Origin of the sequence: Bradyrhizobium sp. OAE829, from assembly GCF_040546575.1 — a bacterium.
Taxonomy (GTDB): Bacteria; Pseudomonadota; Alphaproteobacteria; order Rhizobiales; family Xanthobacteraceae; genus Bradyrhizobium.
In genome coordinates, this window is the sequence record NZ_JBEPOE010000001.1 from 1326123 (window position 1) to 1348603 (window position 22481).

Annotated in this window: 16 protein-coding genes; 12 read left to right on the forward strand and 4 right to left on the reverse strand. The window is 63.9% G+C overall.

Annotation, left to right across the window (positions count from 1 at the left end; translation table 11 throughout):
• Positions 1–79: 79 nt before the first annotated feature.
• Positions 80–526: an SRPBCC family protein gene (locus ABIE49_RS06585; RefSeq protein WP_192734116.1), complete on the reverse strand. Its 447-nt coding sequence runs from the start codon at positions 524–526 to the stop codon at positions 80–82.
• A 273-nt stretch (positions 527–799) separates the two neighbouring features.
• Here ABIE49_RS06585 and ABIE49_RS06590 point away from each other — a divergent pair, with 273 nt between their 5' ends.
• The 3 genes from ABIE49_RS06590 to ABIE49_RS06600 all read left to right on the forward strand — a co-directional run bounded on the left by ABIE49_RS06590 (position 800) and on the right by ABIE49_RS06600 (position 3449).
• A complete protein-coding gene (locus ABIE49_RS06590) occupies positions 800–2152 on the forward strand; it encodes a 3-carboxy-cis,cis-muconate cycloisomerase (RefSeq protein ID WP_192734117.1) in 1353 nt (450 codons plus the stop codon).
• A gap of 17 nt (positions 2153–2169) precedes the next feature.
• Positions 2170–2952, forward strand: coding sequence for a 3-oxoadipate enol-lactonase (gene pcaD, locus ABIE49_RS06595; protein WP_192734118.1), 783 nt, complete (start codon positions 2170–2172; stop codon positions 2950–2952).
• Between the two features lie 104 nt (positions 2953–3056).
• On the forward strand, positions 3057–3449 hold the full coding sequence (locus tag ABIE49_RS06600; RefSeq protein WP_192734119.1) for a carboxymuconolactone decarboxylase family protein: 393 nt from the start codon (positions 3057–3059) through the stop codon (positions 3447–3449).
• On the opposite strand, the gene ABIE49_RS06605 is transcribed toward ABIE49_RS06600, so the two are convergent.
• Together ABIE49_RS06605 and ABIE49_RS06610 are read right to left on the reverse strand one after the other, a co-directional pair.
• Entirely contained in the window at positions 3429–3938 is a 510-nt protein-coding gene (locus tag ABIE49_RS06605) for a hypothetical protein (RefSeq protein WP_192734120.1), read from the reverse strand. The two genes, ABIE49_RS06600 and ABIE49_RS06605, sit on opposite strands and share 21 nt — an antisense overlap.
• A gap of 196 nt (positions 3939–4134) precedes the next feature.
• The gene (locus ABIE49_RS06610; protein ID WP_192734121.1) at positions 4135–4296 is read right to left on the reverse strand and encodes a hypothetical protein; all 162 of its coding nucleotides are present in this window, start codon (positions 4294–4296) and stop codon (positions 4135–4137) included.
• 284 nt (positions 4297–4580) lie between these two features.
• On the opposite strand from ABIE49_RS06610, the gene ABIE49_RS06615 reads away from it, so the two are divergent.
• The 7 genes from ABIE49_RS06615 (at position 4581) to ABIE49_RS06645 (ending at position 17816) form a co-directional block, all read left to right on the forward strand.
• Complete coding sequence (locus ABIE49_RS06615) at positions 4581–5498, forward strand: ABC transporter permease subunit (protein WP_057853065.1); 918 nt, start codon at positions 4581–4583, stop codon at positions 5496–5498.
• Positions 5499–5530: 32 nt separating this feature from the next.
• The gene (gene livM / locus ABIE49_RS06620) at positions 5531–6832 is read left to right on the forward strand and encodes a high-affinity branched-chain amino acid ABC transporter permease LivM (RefSeq protein ID WP_192734274.1); all 1302 of its coding nucleotides are present in this window, start codon (positions 5531–5533) and stop codon (positions 6830–6832) included.
• Complete coding sequence (locus ABIE49_RS06625) at positions 6829–7662, forward strand: ABC transporter ATP-binding protein (RefSeq protein WP_192734122.1); 834 nt, start codon at positions 6829–6831, stop codon at positions 7660–7662. Before livM ends, ABIE49_RS06625 begins: the two co-directional genes overlap by 4 nt.
• Positions 7659–8408 (forward strand): ABC transporter ATP-binding protein, encoded by a 750-nt coding sequence (locus tag ABIE49_RS06630; protein WP_192734123.1) that lies wholly within the window; start codon positions 7659–7661, stop codon positions 8406–8408. The genes ABIE49_RS06625 and ABIE49_RS06630 overlap by 4 nt, the downstream gene beginning before the upstream one ends.
• A gap of 176 nt (positions 8409–8584) precedes the next feature.
• The gene (locus ABIE49_RS06635) at positions 8585–9703 is read left to right on the forward strand and encodes a branched-chain amino acid ABC transporter substrate-binding protein (protein ID WP_192734124.1); all 1119 of its coding nucleotides are present in this window, start codon (positions 8585–8587) and stop codon (positions 9701–9703) included.
• A gap of 392 nt (positions 9704–10095) precedes the next feature.
• Positions 10096–16299, forward strand: coding sequence for a HAMP domain-containing protein (locus ABIE49_RS06640; RefSeq protein ID WP_354067411.1), 6204 nt, complete (start codon positions 10096–10098; stop codon positions 16297–16299).
• Positions 16300–16313: 14 nt separating this feature from the next.
• Positions 16314–17816 (forward strand): HWE histidine kinase domain-containing protein, encoded by a 1503-nt coding sequence (locus ABIE49_RS06645; RefSeq protein WP_192734126.1) that lies wholly within the window; start codon positions 16314–16316, stop codon positions 17814–17816.
• 15 nt (positions 17817–17831) lie between these two features.
• Here the strand turns inward: ABIE49_RS06645 and ABIE49_RS06650 are convergent, their stop codons facing one another.
• Positions 17832–18233, reverse strand: coding sequence for a response regulator (locus tag ABIE49_RS06650; RefSeq protein WP_192734127.1), 402 nt, complete (start codon positions 18231–18233; stop codon positions 17832–17834).
• Positions 18234–18599: 366 nt separating this feature from the next.
• Here ABIE49_RS06650 and ABIE49_RS06655 point away from each other — a divergent pair, with 366 nt between their 5' ends.
• Positions 18600–21380, forward strand: a complete 2781-nt coding sequence (locus ABIE49_RS06655) for a PAS domain S-box protein (RefSeq protein ID WP_192734128.1) — start codon at positions 18600–18602, stop codon at positions 21378–21380.
• Between the two features lie 83 nt (positions 21381–21463).
• Positions 21464–22459: a P1 family peptidase gene (locus tag ABIE49_RS06660; protein WP_192734129.1), complete on the forward strand. Its 996-nt coding sequence runs from the start codon at positions 21464–21466 to the stop codon at positions 22457–22459.
• The last annotated feature ends 22 nt before the right edge of the window (positions 22460–22481 follow it).

Genomic DNA, 22481 nt, shown 5'->3' on the forward strand with positions numbered 1-22481 from the left:
CCTAGCGGGACTCTTGGGGGGATATTCGGGCTGGACTTGAGGCGGGAATCTTGGGCGGGGCCAAGCGTTCAGCCAAGCTTCAACCCTGCACCGCCTTGGCGAAATTGGCGAAGAACTCGTCGGCCAGTTTCTTGGCCGAACCGTTGATCAGGCGCTGTCCGAGCTGGGCCAGCTTGCCGCCGATCTGGGCCTCGACATTGTAGCTCAGCAAGGTGCCGCCATCCTTTTCGGCCAGCGCCACCGTGGCGCCACCCTTGGCAAAACCGGCAACGCCGCCCTCGCCTTCGCCGGAGATCTTGTACCCGTTGGGCGGGTCGAGATCGCTCAGCGTGACCTTGCCCTTGAAGCGGGCGGAGACCGGGCCGACCTTCATTTTGGCGGTGGCGCGGAAGCCGTTGTCCTCGGTCTTCTCCAGCTCCTCGCAGCCGGGGATGCAGACCTTCAGCACCTCCGGATCGTTCAATTTGGCCCACACGGCCTCGCGCGGCGCCGCAAGCTGGACTTCGCCGGTCATCGTCATGGCCATGGGGTTGCCTCCTGTAACGCTTCAAAACTGTTCTCCCAAGTAATGCACGGCCGCGCATAAGGAAAGGCCGCCCTGGGACAATGAGCGATGCATATTCGCAAAGCCCAACAGGGATCGCCGCAATGCCGCAAATTCTGGCTCCCGGTGTTGTGACCCGGATACCGCCAGATAATCAGGGGCATTGGCAGAGCCAACCAGGTGGGTATGACCAACCGGGTTGGTGTGACCAACCGGGTTGGCAACGCCAACTTGGGATGGTTAGGTCCCGCACAGATGAGCACATCCTTGTCCCCACTGCTTGTCCCGATGCTGTCGAGCGCCGCGATGCGCGCGGTGTGCGACGATGCCGCATGCCTGCAGAACATGCTGGATTTCGAGGCCGCGCTGGCCCGCGCCGAAGCCGCGACCGGCGTTATTCCGAACCAGGCGGCGGGCCCGATCACGAACGCCTGCCGGGCCGAATCATTCGACCTTGCCGCATTGGCCGAGGCCGCGACGCGGTCCGGCAATCTCGCGATCCCGCTGGTCAAGGCGCTGACGGCGAACGTAGCCAAGGCTGACGCCGACGCCGCGCGCTACGTGCATTGGGGCGCGACCAGCCAGGACGTGATCGATACCGGCGCCATGCTCGGCCTGCGCGCCGGCATCGATGCGCTGCTCACGGACACCGCCCGCGCCATCGCCGGCTTTGCCAGACTGGCGCGCCAGCACCGCAACACCGCGGTGGTCGGCCGCACCTGGCTGCAGCATGCGCTGCCGATGCCGTTCGGGCTCAAGCTTGCCGAATATGCCGCGGCCCTGCACCGCTCGGAGAAGCGGCTGCGGCGGTTGCGCAGCGAGACGCTGGCGCTGCAGTTCGGCGGCGCCGCCGGCACGCTCGCCGCGCTCGGCGATCAGGGATTACTGGTCGCCGAAAAACTGGCACAGGAGCTGAAACTGCCGCTGCCCGAGGCCCCCTGGCACACCCACCGCGACCGCATCGCGGAGGCCGCATCCGTGCTCGCCATTCTCGCCGGCACTTGCGGCAAGATCGCCCGCGACGTTTCCTTGATGATGCAGACCGACGTCGGCGAGGCCTTTGAGCCGTCAGGCGAAGGCCGCGGCGGCTCCTCCACCATGCCGCACAAGCGCAACCCCGTGGCGGCCGCGACCGCGCTTGCCGCCGCCACCATGGCGCCCAATCTGGCGGCGACGATCTTTGCCGCCCAGGTGCAGGACCACGAGCGCAGCGCCGGGCCCTGGCATGCGGAATGGCCGACCCTGCCGACCTTGCTGCTGGTCACCTCGGGGGCGCTTGCAGCCATCGTCGACATCGCCGAGGGACTAGAAGTCGATGTGGCGCGAATGCGCGCCAATCTCGACGCCACCGACGGGCTGATCATGGCGGAAGCGGTGACGTTCGCGCTCGCTGAGAAGATCGGCAAGAGCGACGCGCATCATCTGATCGAGGCGGCCAGCAAGAAAGCGGTCGCCGGCAAGAAACATCTGCGCGACGTGCTGACGTCGGATTCAAAAGTCACCGCGCAGCTCAGCGCCGGGACGATCGCAAAACTGTTCGAGCCGATGGCCTATCAGGGCGCCTCGCAAGCCCTGATCGACCGCCTGCTCGCTTCACTGGAAACTTGAGAGACCGGAGACATTCCATGCCGATGATCGACGCCGACGGGTGCCTGCTCAACGTATCCGTCGAAGGCCGCGACGGCGGGCCGACGTTGATGCTGTCGAATTCGCTGGGCTCGACCATGCAGATGTGGGAGCCGCAGATGAAGGCGCTCACGGAGGTGTTTCGCGTCATCCGCTACGACCGGCGCGGCCACGGCAAATCCAGCGTGCCGCCCGGCCCCTATTCGATGGAACGCTTCGGCCGCGACGTGCTCGCGATCCTCGACGACCTGAATATTGCGAAGACGCATTGGTGCGGGCTGTCGATGGGCGGCATGGTCGGGCAATGGCTGGGCGCCAATGCGCCGGATAGATTCGGCAAACTCATCCTCGCCAACACCGCATGCCACTATCCGGACCCGACCAACTGGCACAACCGCATCAAGGCGGTGAAGGAAGGCGGCATCGCCGCGGTCGCCGACACCGTGATCGGCGGCTGGCTGACGGCGGATTTTCGCGAGCGCGAGCCGCAGATCACCGCCAACATGAAGGCGATGATGCTGGCAACGCCCGTCGAGGGTTACCTCGCCTGCTGCGAGGCGCTGTCGAGGCTGGATAACCGCGAGATGCTGCCGAAGATAAAAAGCCCGACCCTGGTGATTGCCGGACGCCACGACATGTCGACGCCGGTTTCAGCCGGTGAATTCATCCGCAGCCAGATTCCCGGCGCCAGCATGACGATTTTGGACGCCGCGCATATTTCCAATGTCGAGCAGCCGCACGCCTTCACCGACGCGGTGGTCGGCTTCCTGACGCAACGCTAACTCTAACAGCTGTCATTGCGAGCGCAGCGAAGCAATCCATTCTTTCGTTGCTGGGAGACATGGATTGCTTCGCTGCGCTCGCAATGACGAAAGGAGCGAATCCCATGGACGACGACAAGCGCCGCGAGAACGGCATGACGCAGCGCCGAAAAGTGCTCGGCAATGAATGGGTCGACAAATCGATCAAGAACCGCAACGCGTTCAACACCGATTTCCAGGACCTGATCACCCGCTACGCCTGGGGCGATATCTGGACCCGCCCGCATTTCGACCACCGCACCCGCCGCGTGCTCGTGATCGGCACCATGGTCGCGCTCGGCCAATGGGATGAATTCCGCCTGCATGTGCGCGCGGCCCTCGCCGAGGGCGGCTTCACGCCTGACGATATCAAGGAAATCATCCTGCAGCAGGCGATCTATTGCGGCGTGCCCGCGGCCAACCACGCCGTCAAGGAAGCCGCAGCGATCGTCGCCGAATTAGGTCTGCTGAAGGGATAGCTCGGCTGAGCCGGCGCTGGCATCCGCCGGCTTCTGCGCCGGCGCCTCGACCAGCATCACGATCACGGTGCCGAGCATCATCAACAGTTCGGCTGCATGCATCCGAAGGGCGGCGGTCTCACCGGCCTGCGACGCCATCAGCACGCCCGCAAAGCTGATGACGCTGCCGATCGCCAGCGCCATGCCGAGCGCTTCGTTGCAGCCGCCGCTCTTGCGGATCGCGGCGCGGGTCACGAACACCAGGAAGACCGCAAAGAACGCCACGACCGTCATCCGCCCGAGCGCCAATAGCCAGGCAAAACGGACAGTCGCCGCGCCCGCCAGTTGCAGATGATCGCTAACGAACAAAGCAAGCGAAATGTTGGGCCGGTCGTAGAGGCCGTGGATCGGCGAAACCATGATCTTGAACGCGATCAGGGTCCAGGCCGGAATGAAATACGCCGCCAGCAGCGCGCCGCTGAGTGAACTGATCCGCCAGTGTTTGGCCATGTCGCTTCCCGTTCATCACGCGGCGCTTGGCGCCGTCGGTTTGGGCGCGACGTAACTCCCTTAAACGGCGAGCGGCAATTTAAACCCTTTGTTTACCTTAATCGGCCGGCGGCCTGCCCCACACACAGGAAAAGCCCCGCCTTTCGGCGGGGCCTTCCTCAACTCTCGCTGACGTTCGAACCGGCGGTCCTGCGAACTAGCGGTCCTGATCGGGCATCTCGCCGGGTCGCTCGCCCTGACGGCGGCTCGGATCCTGCTGCTGCTGACCGGGCTTTTGACCGCCGCCCTGCTGCTGCTGGCCGGGCTTCTGACCCGGATTCTGGTTCTGCTGGCCCGGCTTTTGGGTCGGCTTGCTCATTGGGGATCTCCCTTGTTGAACGGAGTCGGAGACAACGGAAAGTCCGGGCATTAGTTGCCAGGGAACACCGGTTCCGGCGCGATGATTGCGCGGCAGAGCCGTGTCGTCATTGTGACCCAGGGAACTCCCTGGGAACCGGCAGCTCAAAACTAGCTCTGTACAAGCCCTTTAAGCCGCAGCCAGCGCTGTTGCCGCACCCAGTTCCAAACTGTAAGAAAACGACACGACGCGTCGATCAAGGCTGCCGGGGGCCTCGGCGCGTTGACCTCTAGATACGGCAGCGCATGGATTATTTCGCCCAGCAACTGATCAACGGCCTCGTGCTCGGCTCGATCTACGGCCTGATCGCCATCGGCTACACCATGGTCTATGGCATTGTCGGCATGATCAATTTTGCCCATGGCGATATTTTCATGATCGGTGGCTTCATTGCCCTGATCACGTTCCTGATCCTGGTTTCGTTCGGCCTGACCGCAATCCCCCTGATCCTGCTGGTCGTGCTCCTGGTATCGATGGCGATCACCGCGCTGTATGGCTGGACGGTAGAGCGCATCGCCTACCGGCCGCTGCGGCATTCGTTCCGCCTCGCCCCGATGCTGTCCGCCATCGGTATGTCATTCGTGCTGACCAATTATTCCCAGGTCGCCCAGGGCGCGCGCGTCAAGCCGGTGCCGCCGATCATCACCGGCGGCTACACGCTGCATGAGGGCGCCGGCGGCTTCGTGGTGCAATTGTCCAACATCCAGATCATCGTCGTGATCACGACCGTCGTGCTGCTCGCGCTGTTCACCTGGCTGGTATCGAGCACGCGGCTGGGCCGCGACATGCGCGCCTGCGAGCAAGACCAGACCATGGCCTCGCTGCTCGGTGTCGACGTCGACCGCACCATTTCCATGACCTTCGTGATCGGCGCGGCGCTCGCCGCGGTCGCCGGCATGATGTACCTGCTCTATTACGGCCTGGTCGATTTCTTCATGGGCTTCGTCGCCGGCATCAAGGCGTTCACCGCCGCCGTGCTCGGCGGCATCGGCTCGCTGCCCGGCGCGATGCTGGGCGGACTTCTGATCGGGCTGATCGAGACGCTGTGGTCGGCCTACTTCTCGGTCGAGTACAAGGACGTCGCGGCGTTCTCGATCCTGATCGTCGTGCTGATCTTCCTTCCGACCGGCCTGCTCGGCCGGCCTGAAGTCGAAAAAGTGTGAGCCGCAGCGTGAGCGCAAACCCCGCCGCCGCCATGCAAACCTCACGCGCACCCGGCGTCGCCTTCATCTTCAAGAAAGCCCTGATCAGCGCGCTGGTCGCGCTGGTGCTGTTCTCGCTGATGATCGGCGTGCGCACCGAAGCAGGATCAGACGGACAGCTGACCTACTGGACCCGCTTCGGCGACCTTGCCATGATGGTCGCGACCGTGTTCGGCGGCAGCATCGTCGTCGAATTGCTGCGGCAATGGTGGGGACCGGTCGGCACCGTGCGCGTCGTGCCGCCACAGGTGACATCGGCGCTTTCGCTCGCGGGTCGCCTCGTCGCGCCGGTGCTCTTGATCTTCACCTTCCTGGTGCCGGTGATCTTCTACAATGAGCGCTACATTCTGGATCTCGGCATCCTCGTGCTGACTTACGTCATGCTCGGATGGGGGCTGAACGTCGTGGTCGGCCTCGCCGGCCTGCTCGACCTCGGCTATGTCGCGTTCTACGCGGTGGGCGCCTATTCCTACGCGCTGCTGGCGACCAATTTCGGACTGTCGTTCTGGATCTGTCTGCCGCTGGCCGGCATCCTCGCCGCCTTCTGGGGCGTGCTGCTCGGCTTTCCCGTGCTGCGGCTGCGCGGCGACTATCTCGCCATCGTCACCCTCGCCTTTGGCGAGATCATCCGCCTCGTCCTGCTCAACTGGCAGAGCGTGACCGGCGGTCCGAACGGCGTCTCCGGCATTCCCCGGCCGACCATGTTCGGCATTCCGCTGTCGCCGGGCGACGACGGGCTTGCGCACAAACTCGGCATCGAATTCTCACCGACCCACCGCATCGTCTTTCTGTTCTATTTGATCCTGGCGCTGGCGCTGCTCACCAACTGGGTCACGATCCGGCTGCGCCGCCTGCCCATCGGCCGCGCCTGGGAAGCCTTACGCGAGGACGAAGTCGCCTGCCGCGCGCTCGGCATCAACACGACAACCACAAAACTGACAGCGTTTGCGACCGGTGCGATGTTCGGCGGTCTCGCCGGTGCATTCTTCGCGACCAGACAAGGCTTCATCAGCCCGGAATCCTTCACCTTCCATGAATCGGCGCTGGTGCTGGCGATCGTGGTGCTGGGCGGCATGGGCTCGCAGCTGGGCGTGGCGCTGGCGGCGCTGGCCATGATCGGCGGCTTCGAGCTGTTCCGGGGGCTGGACCAGTATCGCATGCTGGTGTTCGGCATGGCGATGGTGCTGTTGATGATCTGGCGCCCGCGCGGCCTGATCGGTCACCGTGCGCCGACCGTGTTCCTGGAACGCAACCAGGCGATCTCGTCCGACCTCGTCAAGGAGGGGCACGGATGAGCGCCGATCACATCCTTTCCGTAGACCATCTGTCGATGCGCTTCGGCGGCATCGTCGCGGTCAACGACCTCTCCTTCGGCGCCGAACGGCGCAAGATCACCGCGCTGATCGGACCGAACGGCGCCGGCAAGACCACCGTCTTCAACTGCATCACCGGCTTCTACAAGCCGACCAGCGGCAGCATGCGGCTGGCGCATGATGACGGCCATACCATCCAGCTCGAGCGGTTGAACGATTTCCGGATTTCCAAGCAGGCGAAAGTCGCGCGCACCTTCCAGAACATCCGGCTCTTTCCCGGCATGACGGCGCTGGAGAATCTGATGGTGGCGCAGCACAATGCGCTGATGCGCGCCTCCGGCCTTACCCTGCTCGGACTGATCGGCGCGCCGTCCTGGCGCGTCGCGGAGAAAGCGGCGATCGATCTGGCGCGAACGTGGTTGGAGCGCATTGGCCTGCTCGACCGCGCCGACGATGCCGCCGGCAACCTGCCCTATGGCGATCAGCGCCGCCTCGAAATCGCGCGCGCGATGTGCACTGAACCGGCGCTGCTCTGCCTCGACGAGCCGGCAGCCGGGCTCAACGCGCGCGAGAGCGCAGCCTTAAGCGAGCTGCTGCTCTCGATCCGCGCGAATCAGGGCACCTCGATCCTCCTGATCGAGCACGACATGTCGGTGGTGATGGAAATCTCCGACCACGTCGTGGTGATGGACTACGGCGTCAAGATCGCCGAGGGCACGCCGCAGCATGTCCGCGACGACCCCAGGGTGATCGCCGCCTATCTCGGCGCCGACGAGGAGGAAGCCATCGCGGTGATGGAGAGCGGAACGTGACCGCATCATCCCCCACAACGCCGCTGCTGGCGATCCGCGGCTTGCGCGCGGCCTACGGCAAGATCGAGGCGCTGAAAGGCGTCGATCTCGAGGTCGGCGCCGGCGAGATCGTCGCCCTGATCGGCGCCAACGGCGCCGGCAAATCGACTTTGATGATGACGGTGTTCGGCAGGCCCCGCGCCCGCGCGGGCAAGATCGAATATGACGGCCAGGATATCACCGCCGTGCCGACGCACGAGATCGCGCGGCTGCGCATCGCCCAGTCCCCGGAAGGCCGCCGGATTTTCCCGCGGATGAGCGTGGCGGAAAACCTGCAGATGGGCGCCGACGCGACCGACTCCAGCGAGGCCGACCGCGCCAGCGGCCTGGAGCGCATTTTTACGCTGTTCCCGCGGCTCAAGGAACGCATGGCCCAGCGCGGCGGAACCTTGTCGGGCGGCGAGCAGCAGATGCTGGCGATCGGCCGCGCCCTGATGAGCCGGCCACGCCTGCTGATGCTCGATGAGCCGTCGCTCGGCCTCGCGCCCCTGATCGCGCGGCAGATTTTCGACGCCATCCGGACCCTGAACCGGCAGGACGGCCTGACCGTGCTGATCGTCGAGCAAAATGCCAATCACGCGCTGAAACTCGCCCATCGCGGCTATGTCATGGTCAACGGCCTGATCACGCTCTCCGGCACCGGCAGCGAATTGCTGCAGCGCCCCGAAATCCGCGCCGCCTATCTGGAGGGCGGCCGGCGGGGCTAGCATTGCCCAAGCCGGCGGCGAAAACCGCCCGCTGCGGCAAGATGCTGCGAACGGACCGTGGACTTGCCCGAAATTTGCCGATGACTTCGCGGTAAAATCAGCCGACAATGGCTGCGGTTTTCGCGCCCGGCCCGCCGGGTGCATCCCGAAAATCGAACAACCCGCGAGGATACCTCATGAAATCATTGAAACTCATCGGCCTGGCATTGGGCGCATCATTGGCGCTTTCGACCACCGCGCTGGCGCAGGACATCAATATCGCAGTGGCGGGCCCGATGACGGGCGGCGAATCCGCGTTCGGCCGGCAGATGAAGAACGGTGCCGAACAGGCGGTGGCCGACATCAACGCCGCCGGCGGTGTGCTCGGCAAGAAGCTGGCGCTGCAGGTCGGCGACGATGCCTGCGATCCCAAGCAGGCGCGCTCGGTGGCGGAAAAGTTCGCCAGCGCGAAGATCCCGTTCGTCGCCGGACATTTCTGTTCGTCGTCCTCGATCCCGGCGTCGGAAGCCTATGCCGACGGCAACGTGCTGCAGATTACGCCGGCCTCGACCAACCCGCTGTTCACCGAGCGTAAGCTCTGGAACGTGGCGCGCGTCTGCGGCCGCGACGATCAGCAGGGCCTGGTCGCCGCCGACTACATCGTCAAGAACTACAAGGGCAAGAACGTCGCCATCCTCAACGACAAGACCACCTACGGCAAAGGCCTCGCCGACGAAACCAAGAAGGCGCTCAACAAGGCCGGCGTCACCGAGAAGATGTTCGAATCCTACAACAAGGGCGACAAGGATTTTAACGCGATCGTGTCGCGGCTGAAGCGCGACAATATCGATCTGGTCTTTGTCGGCGGTTACCATCAGGAATCCGGCCTGATCCTGCGCCAGATGCGCGACCAGGGCCTGAAGACGGTGTTGATGGCGGGCGACGCCTTGAACGACAAGGAGTTCGCCTCGATCGCAGGTCCCGCCGCTGAAGGCACGCTGTTCACCTTCGGCCCCGACCCACGCAACAAGGCGACCGCCAAGGAGATCGTCGCCAAGTTCAAGGCCAAGAACATCGACCCCGAAGGCTACACCCTCTACACGTACGCCGCGATGCAGGTCTGGACGAAGGCAGTAGCGAAGGTCGGCTCGACCGATCCGAAGAAGGTGATGGAAGCCATCAAGGCCGGCGAGTGGGATACCGTGCTCGGCAAGATGGGCTTCGATGCCAAGGGCGACATCAAGGCGATCGACTACGTCGTCTACAAGTGGGACGCCAAGGGCAACTACACCGAGATCAATCCGAAGGGTTCTTAAGACCCCTCCCAAGCTTGGTTAGCAACGAACGCCCCGGCTTCGCCGGGGCGTTTTTGTTTGCGGCGCGTTCCATCAAGAAGTCCGAAGCCCCAAAGGTTAACGGCCGTTCGCGATACGGAACTTTTTTCCAAAGGGCTGTGGAACCAAAAGCATCTGAGCGGTTTTAAACAGTTCGGGCTAGGTTCCATGTCATTGATTTTGCTGCATCACCTGCTGTTCCACCTTGATCTCCGATCGGGCGGCACGTCTTATGGCGCAAATCGCATACCAGCGGCCAGATTCGCGCGACATCGCCTCGAGGAGACACCATGAGTGATCTTTCCCCCGGAGCATCTTCTCCGGTCCGCCGCGTCTCCAAAGCCAAAGCGCAAGCCAACGGCACGCCCGACCCGATGCAGGATCTGCTGCACGCGCTGCAGGCGATGCGCTCCGGCGATTTTTCGGTGCGGATGACCGGCGATCATCTCGGCATCGAAGGCAAGATCGCCGACACTTTCAATGAGATCGTCGCCGCCAATCAACGCATGGCGCAGCAACTGGAGCGGGTCGGACAGGTCGTCGGCCGCGAGGGCAAGACCCGCCAGCGCGTCAAATTCGATCTTTCGAGCGGCTCCTGGGCGGACATGGAAGGGTCGGTCAACACCCTGATCGATGATCTGCTATGGCCGACCCGCGAGGTGACCCGGGCGGTCGCCGCGGTGGCGCAGGGAGACCTGCTGCAGACCGTGCAACTCGATGTCGATGGCCGCCCGCTGGGCGGCGAATTTTTGCAGTCCGCCAACATCGTCAACACGATGATCAAGCAGCTTTCCGTGTTCACCTCGGAAGTGACGCGCGTGGCGCGCGAGGTTGGCACCGAGGGCAAGCTCGGCGGCCAGGCGCAGGTGCCGGAAGTGACCGGCGTCTGGAAGGATTTGACCGAGAGCGTCAACTCCATGGCCAACAACCTCACCGGCCAGGTCCGCAACATCGCCGAAGTCACCATCGCGGTCGCCAATGGCGACTTGTCGAAAAAGATCACGGTCGACGTCCGCGGAGAGATCCTGCAGCTGAAGGAAGCCATCAATACGATGGTGGATCAGCTGCGTTCGTTCGCTTCCGAAGTGACACGCGTGGCCCGCGAAGTCGGCACCGACGGCAAGCTCGGCGGCCAGGCGATCGTGCCCGGCGTCGCCGGCACCTGGAAGGATCTCACCGACTCAGTCAACGCGATGTGCGGCAACCTCACCGCGCAGGTCCGCAACATCGCCAACGTCACCACCGCCGTCGCCCGCGGCGACCTCTCGCGCAAGATCACGGTCGACGTCCGCGGCGAAATTCTGGAATTGAAAGACACCATCAACACGATGGTGGACCAGCTCAACTCGTTCGCCTCGGAAGTGACGCGCGTCGCGCGCGAGGTCGGCACCGAAGGCAAATTGGGCGGTCAGGCCCAGGTACCCGGCGTCGCCGGCACCTGGAAGGACCTCACCGACAACGTCAACTTCATGGCCTCCAACCTGACCGCGCAGGTCCGCAACATTGCCGACGTCGCGACCGCGATCGCGGGCGGCGACCTTTCCAAGAAGATCACCGTCAACGTATCCGGTGAAATCCTTCAGCTGAAGGAAACCCTCAATACGATGGTCGACCAGCTCAATGCGTTTGCCGGCGAAGTGACGCGCGTCGCGCGCGAAGTCGGTACCGACGGGCGGCTCGGCGGCCAGGCCAACGTGCTCGGCGTCGCCGGCACCTGGAAGGATCTCACCGAGAGCGTCAACTCGATGGCGAGCAACCTGACGGCGCAGGTCCGCAACATCGCCGAAGTGACGACGGCGGTCGCCAATGGCGACTTGTCGAAGAAGATCACGGTGGACGTGCGCGGTGAAATTCTGGAGCTGAAAGACACCGTCAACACGATGGTCGACCAGCTCAACGCGTTTGCCGGCGAAGTGACGCGCGTCGCGCGCGAGGTCGGCACCGAAGGCAAGCTCGGCGGCCAGGCGCTGGTGCGCGGCGTCGCCGGCACCTGGAAGGATTTGACCGACAGCGTCAACTCGATGGCCAGCAACCTCACCGGCCAGGTACGAAACATCGCCGAAGTCGCCACCGCCGTCGCCAAGGGCGACTTGTCGAAGAAGATCACGGTGAACGTGTCGGGCGAAATCCTTCAGCTGAAGGAAACGCTCAACACGATGGTCGACCAGCTCAACGCCTTTGCCGGCGAAGTGACCCGCGTCGCGCGCGAGGTCGGCACCGACGGCAAGCTCGGCGGCCAGGCCGAAGTGCCCGGCGTCGCCGGCACCTGGAAGGACTTGACCGACAGCGTCAACTCGATGGCCGGCAATCTGACCGCGCAGGTCCGCAACATCGCCGAGGTGGCGACCGCCATCGCCGGCGGCGACCTGTCGCGCAAGATCACCGTGGACGTGCGCGGCGAGATCCTGCAGCTCAAGGAAACGCTCAACACGATGGTCGACCAGCTCAACCGTTTCGCAGGCGAAGTGACCCGCGTGGCGCGCGAGGTCGGCACCGAAGGCCGGCTCGGCGGCCAGGCCAACGTGCCCGGCGTCGCCGGCACCTGGAAGGATCTTACCGACAACGTCAACTCGATGGCCGGCAACCTCACCGGCCAGGTCCGCAACATCGCCGAAGTGACCACGGCGGTGGCGAAGGGCGACCTGTCCAAGAAGATCACCGTGGACGTCAAGGGCGAGATTCTCGAGCTGAAGAACACCGTCAACACGATGGTCGACCAGCTCAACGCCTTCGCCTCCGAAGTGACGCGCGTCGCGCGCGAAGTCGGCACCGAAGGCAAGCTCGGCGGCCAGGCGCAGGTGCCTGAAGTCGCCGGCACCTGGAAGGACCTCACCGACAACGTCAACTTCATGGCGTCCAACCTGACGGCGCAGGTCCGCAACATCGCCGAGGTCGCGACCGCGATCGCCGGCGGCGACCTGTCCAAGAAGATCACGGTGGACGTGCGCGGCGAAATCCTGCTGCTCAAGGACACCTTGAACACGATGGTCGAACAGCTGCGCTCGTTCGCGGCCGAAGTGACGCGCGTCGCGCGCGAAGTCGGCACCGAGGGACGGCTCGGCGGCCAGGCCGTGGTGCCCGGCGTCGGCGGAACGTTCAAGGACCTGACCGACAACGTCAACCTGCTGGCAGCCAACCTGACGACGCAAGTCCGCAACATCGCCGAGGTCACCACGGCGGTGGCGCGCGGCGACTTGTCGCGCAAGATCACCGTCGACGTGAAGGGCGAAATCCTCGAATTGAAGAACACCATCAACACGATGGTCGATCAGCTGAACGCCTTCGCCGGCGAAGTCACGCGCGTCGCGCGCGAGGTCGGCACCGAGGGTAAGCTCGGCGGCCAGGCGCAGGTGCCCGGCGTCGCCGGCACCTGGAAGGACCTCACCGACACCGTCAACTTCATGGCCGCAAACCTCACCGAACAGGTGCGCGGCATCGTCAAGGTGGTGACCGCGGTCGCCAACGGCGATTTGAAGCAGGACCTGACGGTGAAATCGAAGGGCGAAGTCGCCGCTCTCGCCGATACCATCAACAACATGACCGAGACACTGGCGACCTTCGCCGATCAGGTCACCTCCGTGGCGCGCGAAGTCGGTGTCGAAGGAAGGCTCGGCGGTCAAGCCAACGTGCCCGGCGCTGCCGGCACCTGGAAGGACCTTACCGGCAACGTCAACCTGCTCGCCGCCAATCTGACCTCGCAGGTGCGCGCCATTGCCGAGGTCGCGACCGCGGTGACAAAAGGCGACCTCACCCGCTCGATCCAGGTCGACGCACGCGGCGAACTCGCCGAACTCAAAGACAACATCAACACCATGATCGGCACTCTCCGCCTGACCACGGACGTGAACTCGGAACAGGACTGGCTGAAGACCAACCTCGCCAAGTTCACCAACATGCTGCAGGGCCAGCGCGATCTCACAACCGTCGGCCGGCTGCTGCTGACCGAGCTGACGCCGCTGGTGAATGCCCATATGGGCGTCATCTACCAGATCGAGAACGAGGAGAATCCGCAGCTTCGCCTGCTCTCGGCCTATGCCGGCGACGGCGCCAGCCCGCACAAGGAGGTCGTCCAGTTCGGCGAAGGGCTGGTCGGGCAAGCTGCGATGGACAAGCGCCAGCGCATCCTTTCCGACATTCCGGCGGATGCGACCCCAATCAACTCCGCCCTTCTTCGCGTCGTCCCGCGAAATCTCGTCGTGCTACCGGTGCTGTTCGAAAGCCAGGTGAAGGCCGTCATCGAGCTCGGCTCGATCAGCTCGTTCACCACGTCGCAGATGACCTTCCTCGAACAGCTCACCGACTCCATCGGCATCGTGCTCAACTCGATCGAGGCGACGATGCAGACCGAAGGCCTGCTGAAGCAGTCGCAGCAGCTCGCTGGCGAATTGCAGACCCAGCAGAAGGAACTGCAGCAGACCAACGAACAGCTCGAGCAGAAGGCCCAGCAGCTCGCCGAACGCAACGTCGAGGTGGAAAGAAAGAACCAGGAAATCGAACAGGCGCGGCGCGCGCTCGAGGAGAAGGCGACCGAGCTTTCGCTGACGTCGAAGTACAAGTCCGAGTTCCTCGCCAACATGTCGCACGAGTTGCGCACGCCGCTCAACAGCATCCTGATCCTCGGCCAGCAGCTCACCGAAAACCCCGACGGCAATCTGTCGGCCAAGCAGGTCGAATTCGCCCGCACCATCCACGGCGCCGGCACCGACCTGCTCAATCTGATCAGCGACATTCTCGACCTGTCGAAGATCGAATCCGGAACGGTGACGGTCGATGCCGAGGAAATCCTCACTTCGAACCTTTTGGAAACCGTCGGCCGGCCGTTCAGGCACGAAGCCGATAACCGCCAGCTCTCGTTCAACATCAGCGTCGACGAAAACCTCGCCCGCAGCATGGTGACCGACTCCAAACGCCTGCAGCAGGTGCTGAAGAACCTGCTGTCGAACGCGTTCAAGTTCACCGCCGAAGGCGGCGTGCGGCTGACCGTGTCCGCAGCCCTCGGCGGATGGAGCGCGGAGCACCCGATCCTGAACCATGCCCCCGCCGTCGTGGCCTTCGAGGTCACCGACACCGGCATCGGCATTCCGCCGGAAAAGCAGAAGCTGATCTTCGAAGCGTTCCAGCAGGCGGATGCCGGCACCAGCCGAAAATATGGCGGCACCGGCCTCGGCCTCGCCATCAGCCGCGAACTTGCAAGCCTGCTCGGCGGCGAGATTCATCTGCGCAGCGCCCCGGGCAAGGGCAGTACTTTCATCCTGTATCTGCCGCTGAAATATTCCGGGCCCACCGTCGCGCCGCGCACCCCTGCCCCGTCGTCCTATCTGACCGCCCCGGCGCTGCAGGTTGCCGCGACCCAGGAGCGGGTGATCGAGCAGCTGCCGGATGACCGGCTCAACCTCGAGGCCGGCGACACCATCCTCCTGATCGTCGAGGACGATCCGCATTACGCGCGGGTGCTGATCGATCTCGCCCGCGACAAGGGCTTCAAGGTCCTGGTCGCCAATCGCGGCGCCGAAGCGCTGGAACTTGCCAAGCAGTTCCAGCCCACGGCGGTGTCGCTCGACGTGTTCCTGCCGGACATGCTGGGCTGGACCGTATTGAGCCAGCTCAAGCACAATCCGCTGACCCGGCACATTCCGGTGCAGATCATCACGCTCGACGAGGACCGCCAGCACGCGCTGGCACGCGGCGCGTTCTCGTTCGTTAACAAGCCGACCACGACCGAAGGCGTCAGCGCCGCGCTGTCCCAGATCAAGGAATACGCCAAGCCGCGGCGCAAGCGTCTCCTGATCGTGGAAGACAACGCCGCCGAGCAGATGAGCATCAAGGCGCTGCTCGATCACGTGGATATCGAGATCCTCACCACGGATACCGGCGCCGGCGCCCTCTCGACCCTGCGCGACAACCCCTGCGACTGCGTCGTGCTGGACCTGCGGTTGCCGGACATGAGCGGTTTCGAGGTACTCGACCAGATCCGCAACGACGAGACGCTGTCGAACGTGCCGGTAGTCGTGTTCACCGGGCGGGAACTTTCCGCCGAGGAAGACGCGGAACTCCACACCATGGCCCGCAGCATCGTGGTCAAGGGCGTGGAATCGCCGGAACGGCTGCTCGACGAAACGTCGCTGTTTTTGCACCGTGTGATCACGGAATTGCCGGTCGAAAAGCAGAGGATGCTGGAGAAACTCAATAGTTCCGATGAGGATCTCGTTGGCAAGACTGCGCTTCTGGTGGACGACGACGCCCGCAACATCTTCGCGCTGTCGAGCGTGCTGGAACGGCGCGGCATGAAGGTGCTGACGGCGACCACCGGCCACGAGGCCATTGCGCTGGTCGAATCCAATCCCAAGATAGCGATCGTGCTGATGGATATCATGATGCCGCAGATGGACGGCTACCAGACCATCGGGGTGATCAGGCAAAACCCGTCGTTTGGCCGCCTGCCCATCATCGCACTGACCGCCAAAGCGATGAAGGGCGACCGCGAGAAGTGCCTCGAGGCCGGAGCCTCGGACTATCTGGCAAAACCAGTCAACACCGAGCAGTTGCTCCTTGCCATCCGTATGTGGCTCCACCGTTGATCGGCGCGCAGATGATGGACCAAGAGAAAGTAAACATACTTCTGGTGGACGATCAGCCGGCAAAGCTGCTCGCCTATGAGGTCATACTGAAGGAGCTTGGAGAGAACCTGGTCTCGGCGGCCTCGGGGCGCGAGGCGCTCGAGTTCCTGCTGAAGAACGACGTCGCCATCATCCTGGTCGACGTTTGCATGCCGGAACTGGACGGTTTCGAGCTCGCCGCGATGATCCGCGAACACCCCCGTTTCCAGAAGACGGCGATGATCTTCATCTCGGCGATCCAGGTCAGCGATCTGGACCGGCTGCGCGGCTACGAGATGGGCGCGGTCGACTACGTTCCGGTGCCGGTGGTGCCTGAAGTGTTGCGCGCCAAGATCAAGGTGTTCGCCGAACTCTATCGCAAGACCCGTCAGCTGGAGCGGCTCAATGGCGAGCTCGAGGACAGGGTTCGCGCCCGCACCGCCGAACTGGAAGAATCCCATGCGCGGCTCTTGGAAAGCGAGCAGCGCCGGAGTCTGGCGATCGCCGCGGGAAAGATGGGGTCGTGGGACTGGGACTGGGTCAATGGCGACTGGATGTGGGACGAGGGCCAGTATCAAATTCTCGGCGTCGATCCCGGCAGCATTGAGCTGACGCCAGCCAATATTCAGGCCCTGATCCATCCGGACGACGTCCCGGAACTGCACGATGCGTGGGCGAGCTTCGCCCGAGGAGAGAAATCATACGAAGCGGAATTTCGCATCATCCGCCCCGATGGCGAAGTGCGCTGGTGCGCGGGGACGGCCGCGGCGAGCACCGACAGGGACGGCCGCGTCATCCGCGTCAGCGGCGTGACGGTCGACATCACCGAACGCAAACAGGCCGAAGAACGCCAAAACCTGCTCGCCCGCGAAGTCGATCACCGCGCCAAGAACGCGCTGGCGCTGGCGCAATCGATCGTTCGGCTGACGCGCGGCGAAAACGTCAAGAGCTACATCCGCTCGGTCGAAGGACGCATCACCGCGCTCGCGCGGGTGCACACCGTGCTTTCGCTGTCGAGCTGGCAGGGCGCTGAAATAGGCAAGCTGATCGACGAAGAGCTGGCGCCATATTCGATGGGCGATCAGATCGCATTGCGCGGCGCCGAGGTGCAGCTGCAACCGGCGACCGCGCAGACGGTGGCCTTGGCGCTGCACGAGCTCGTCACCAATTCGGCCAAGTATGGCGCCCTGTCGGCATTGACGGGACGGCTATCGGTGAAGTGGGAGCTCGAGTCGGGCCTTCTCGAACTCGTCTGGATGGAGACCGGCGGGCCTGTGGTCGAAAAGCCGATATCAAGGGGATTTGGCACACGGAGCGTCATCGCCAGCATTGAGTCGCAACTCGGCGGAAAGGCCGAATTCGATTGGCGCCCCGAAGGTCTCGTTTGCCGGCTCCTGGTCCCGCTGGCGCGCCAGACCGCGCCCGATCCGGTTCCGCCTCGGGAAACCGTGGCGGGTGAAGCCGGCAGCCGGCGCGTTGGACAGTCGGCCCGGCCGTGACGGCTGAAAGGCGGACTACCGCGCGGCCGCCCCGGCAACGGCGCCGGCCGATGGCCGCATCGCTTCCCGGGCCGCGTCGATCGCGCGGATCAGGTCGGTCGGACGAAACGGCTTTTGCAGGCAGACCACGTCAGCCAGTTCAGGTGATTTGGACAGGAAGTCGAGCGCCGTCATGCCGGATATCGCGACAACAGGCAGGTCGGGCATCCGTTCGCGCATCGTCGCGATAACATCGGAGCCGTTCGATCCCTGCAGGAAGATATCGACGATCGCGAGGTCGAAATCGGCAACTTCGAATGCGGTCAATCCCGCTTCGGCGGTGGCGGCCTCGACGATTTCGAATTGGTTGATCCGCAGCACGATCGAGATCATCGTGCGCACGTCGGACTGGTCGTCGATCACAAGAACACGCGGCATGAAGAAAATTCCCGAACGGCCGTGCAGATAGCCTATGATAAAAGTACCCGACGAAGGCGCAATGCCACGTGGAATATTCAGCGTTTGGGTAAAGGGCCGGTTACCCGGGACCTGTCTTTCCGGCCATGAATTGAATGGGTAGTATGTAACCCTGGGTTGATTCCATCCGGCCCGACCTCATTGTAGACTTGACGTGCCCATTTCGACCCCTGAGCAGCTCCGCGTCTCCTGCCTGTTGTAGGTCTGTTAGTTCTCCGGATCGATATCCGCCTATCGGCTAGATGCCCCCTTCGGTGGATAGGTTAAAGTTCGCCCATTTGGTGCTGGCCCGGTGACGCGTTCGATGCCAGTTTGCCAGGGACAACGATGCAGACGGCTGATGAACGCAACATCTTTCTATCGACCCTGCCGGCAACCAGCCGCGACCGCAGGGCCGCGCTGGCAGTGGTCGGCGTCTCGACGGTCCTGTTCGTCCTCGCCGCAGTTTACGCCAGGGTGCCGCTAGCCCCCGTTCCGGCCTTCATTCCAAGTTATCAATCCGCGCTCGCGATCAACGATCTCATCACCGCGATCCTGCTGTTCTCGCAGTTCGCGATCTTGCGATCGCGGGCGCTGCTGCTGCTCGCGAGCGGATATTTGTTCACCGCGGTCGCGGCGATCGTTCACGCCCTGACCTTTCCAGGTGTCTTTGCTCCGACCGGGCTGCTCAATGCAGGCCCGCAGACAACCGCCTGGCTTTACCAGATCTGGCACATCGGATTTCCGGTTGTCGTGCTCGGCTATGCGTTCCTGAAAGACAAGGACGGCGGCCCGAAGATCCCGGGATCCGAGGTACGGGCGATCCTGGGCAGCATCATCGCGGTCGCGGCTGCCATATCCTTTGCCGCCTGGTTCGTCACCGCCAGGCATGACCTGCTGCCTGTCATGATCCGTGGCGGACATTTCACCTACACGCTGATCGGTACCCTGTCGGCGGAAGTGCTTCTCAGCTTCACGGCGCTGCTGATCCTGTGGCACCGGCGACCGCATTCCGTGCTCGACGTCTGGTTGATGGTCGTGATGTGCGCCTGGATGTACGACATCGCACTGTCCGGAATTCTCAACGCGGCCCGCTTCGATCTCGGGTTTTACGCCGGCCGGATCTACGGACTTTGTGCAGCCAGCTTCGTCCTCGCAGTGCTCCTGATCGACAATGTCGCCCTGCAAGCCCAGTTGGCCCGGCTGCTCGACAAGCTGCGCCGCCAGGCTGCTTCCGAGCGCAGCCTCCACACCGAGCGCGAACGTCTTTTCAGCGCGGTCGTCGAATCCTCCAGCGACGCCATCATCACCAAATCGCTTGACGGCATCATCACCGGCTGGAACCGCGCCGCCGAGCGCCTGTTCGGGTTCGTTTCGATCGAAGCCGTGGGCCGGCACGTTGACCTCATTGTTCCGGCCGACCGCCGCGCCGAGGTTCGCAACATCCTCCAACAGGTCCGCAGTGGCGAGAGGATCGAAGACTTCGAAACGGTGCGTACGCACAAGGACGGGCGAACCGTGGATGTCTTGCTGACCATCGCGCCGATCCGGTCGGCTACCGGCGAAATTGTCGGTGCATCGAAGATCGCGCGCGACATTACCGATAGCAAGCGAACGCAAAAGGCGCTCAACCAGGAGATCGAAGAACGGCAACGCATTTTCGAAACCTCGCACGACCTGATCTTCGTCACCGACAGCAGCGGAAATTTCATCCAGGTCAGTCCGAGCGCCAAGATCATCCTCGGTTACGATCCGGCCGAAATGATCGGCCGGAGCGCCATCCATTTCATCCACCCCGAGGATCTCGACAGTACGCGCAACGAGATGCGCGCGGCGCGGCGCGGAAACCAGCTGCGAAACTTCGAGACCCGCTACGTGCACAAGGACGGACAGTCCGTCACCTTGAACTGGACCGGCACGTGGTCGGAACCGGTGAAACGGCATTTCTTCATCGGCCGCGACCTCACCGAGAAGCAGGCGGCGGAAGCCCAGTTGCGGCACATCCAGAAGATGGACGCGATCGGCCAGCTGACCGGCGGCGTCGCGCACGACTTCAACAACATCCTGACCGTGATCACCGGGACCATCGGAATCCTGGAGGAATCGGTTGCCGACAAGCCCGAACTCGTCGCCATTACCAAATTGATCGACGAAGCCGCCGAACGCGGCGCCAACCTGACCAAGCATCTATTGGCCTTTGCCCGCAAGCAGCCGCTGCAGCCCGTTGAGGTCGACGTCAATGGGCTGGTGCTGGAGGCCGCCAAACTGCTGCACCCGACGCTCGGCGAGAACGTCGAGATCACGCCGCTGCTGGCCGAGGATGCATGGACGGCCCTGGTCGATCCGAACCAGCTATCGACGGCGGTGCTCAACCTTGCGCTCAACGCGCGCGACGCCATGCCCAATGGCGGCAAGCTCGCGCTCGAGACCGGCAACATCTATCTGGACGAGAACTACGCCGGCATGCACAGCGAGGTCGTGCCCGGCCATTATGTGATGGTCGCGGTGAGCGATACCGGCACCGGAATCCCCGCAGCGCTGATCGAGCGGGTGTTCGATCCCTTCTTCACCACCAAGGAAGTCGGCAAGGGCACCGGCCTCGGGCTCAGCATGGTGTTCGGTTTCGTCAAGCAGTCGGGCGGCCATATCAAGATCTACAGCGAGGAAGGCCACGGCACGTCGGTCAAGATGTACCTGCCGCGCGCCACGGGATTGAACCAGACCGCCGCCGAAGCCGCGATATCAGCCAATGTCGATGGCGGCACCGAGACCGTTCTCGTCGTCGAAGACGATTCGCTGGTGCGCCGTTACGTGGTGACGCAGATCGAAAGCCTCGGCTACACCACGCTCGAGGCGGCCAATGCCAGCGAGGCCCTGCAGATCATCGATACCGCCCCGACGCTGCATTTGCTCTTCACCGACGTCATCATGCCCGGCATGATGAACGGCCGCCAGCTGGTCGACGAAGCGCTGAAACGGCGCCCTTCGCTGAAGACCCTGTACACGTCAGGCTATACCGAGAACGCCATCGTTCACCACGGCCGCCTCGATTCCGGCGTGCTGCTGCTCGCCAAGCCGTACCGCAAGTCCGAACTCGCCAGGATGTTCAGATTGGCGCTTGGCAGTTAAAGCCTTGTTGACGGCCGATATATCGGCGAGGATGACCAGATATCGATGGCCGCAATCGGCGCGGACTTGAACGGACCGGCATCTTGAAAAACCTTCTCACCGACATTTCCGGCGTTCGCGTCGGCCACGCCGACGACGCTTCCGTCGCATCCGGCGTGACTGCGATCATTTTCGATACCCCCGCGACCGCGTCGATCGATGTGCGCGGCGGCGGCCCCGGCACCCGCGATGAAGCCCTGCTCAAGCCCGAAGCCACGGTCGAGGCCGTCGACGCGATTACGCTCTCCGGCGGTTCCGCGCTTGGGCTGGATGCCGCGGGCGGCGTGCAGGCCTGGCTCGCCGAACAGGGGCGCGGCCTGCGGATCCGTGAAGCGATTATCCCGATCGTGCCCGGCGCGATCTGCTTCGATCTTCTCAACGGCGGCAACAAGGCGTGGGGACGTTTCCCGCCCTATCGCGATCTCGGCTATGCCGCCGCCTGCGCGGCGGGTACCGATTTCGCGCTCGGCAGCGTCGGCGCCGGGCTTGGCGCCACCACCGCCAATTTCAAGGGCGGCCTCGGTTCGGCCTCCGCGCAAACCGAAGATGGCGTCATGGTGGCGGCGCTTGCGGTGGTCAACGCCGTCGGCAGCGTGACGGTCGGCGACGGGCCGTGGTTCTGGGCGGCGCCGTTCGAAATCGACGGCGAATATGGCGGACGCGGACTGCCGCCGACATTCACAAAGGACATGCTGAAGGCGCGGCTCAAGGGCGCCCCGGAACCGATCTCCGGAGAAAACACCACGCTGGTCGTCGTCGTCACCGATGCGGTGCTGACGAAGGCGCAGGCCAAGCGCCTCGCGATGATCGCGCAAACCGGCATGGCCCGTGCGATCTACCCGGTGCATGCGCCGACCGATGGCGACGTGGTGTTTGCGGCGGCGACCGGCAGGAAGCCGGTCGATCCGCGGCACGGCCTCACCGAACTCGGGATGGTTGCGGCCAATGTCGTGGCCCGCGCGATCGCACGCGGCGTGCATAGCGCGACCGCGCTGCCCTTTCTGGGCGCGCTACCGGCGTGGGGGGATCGCTTCGGCTAGGTCGCGACTACCGAAGCATCGC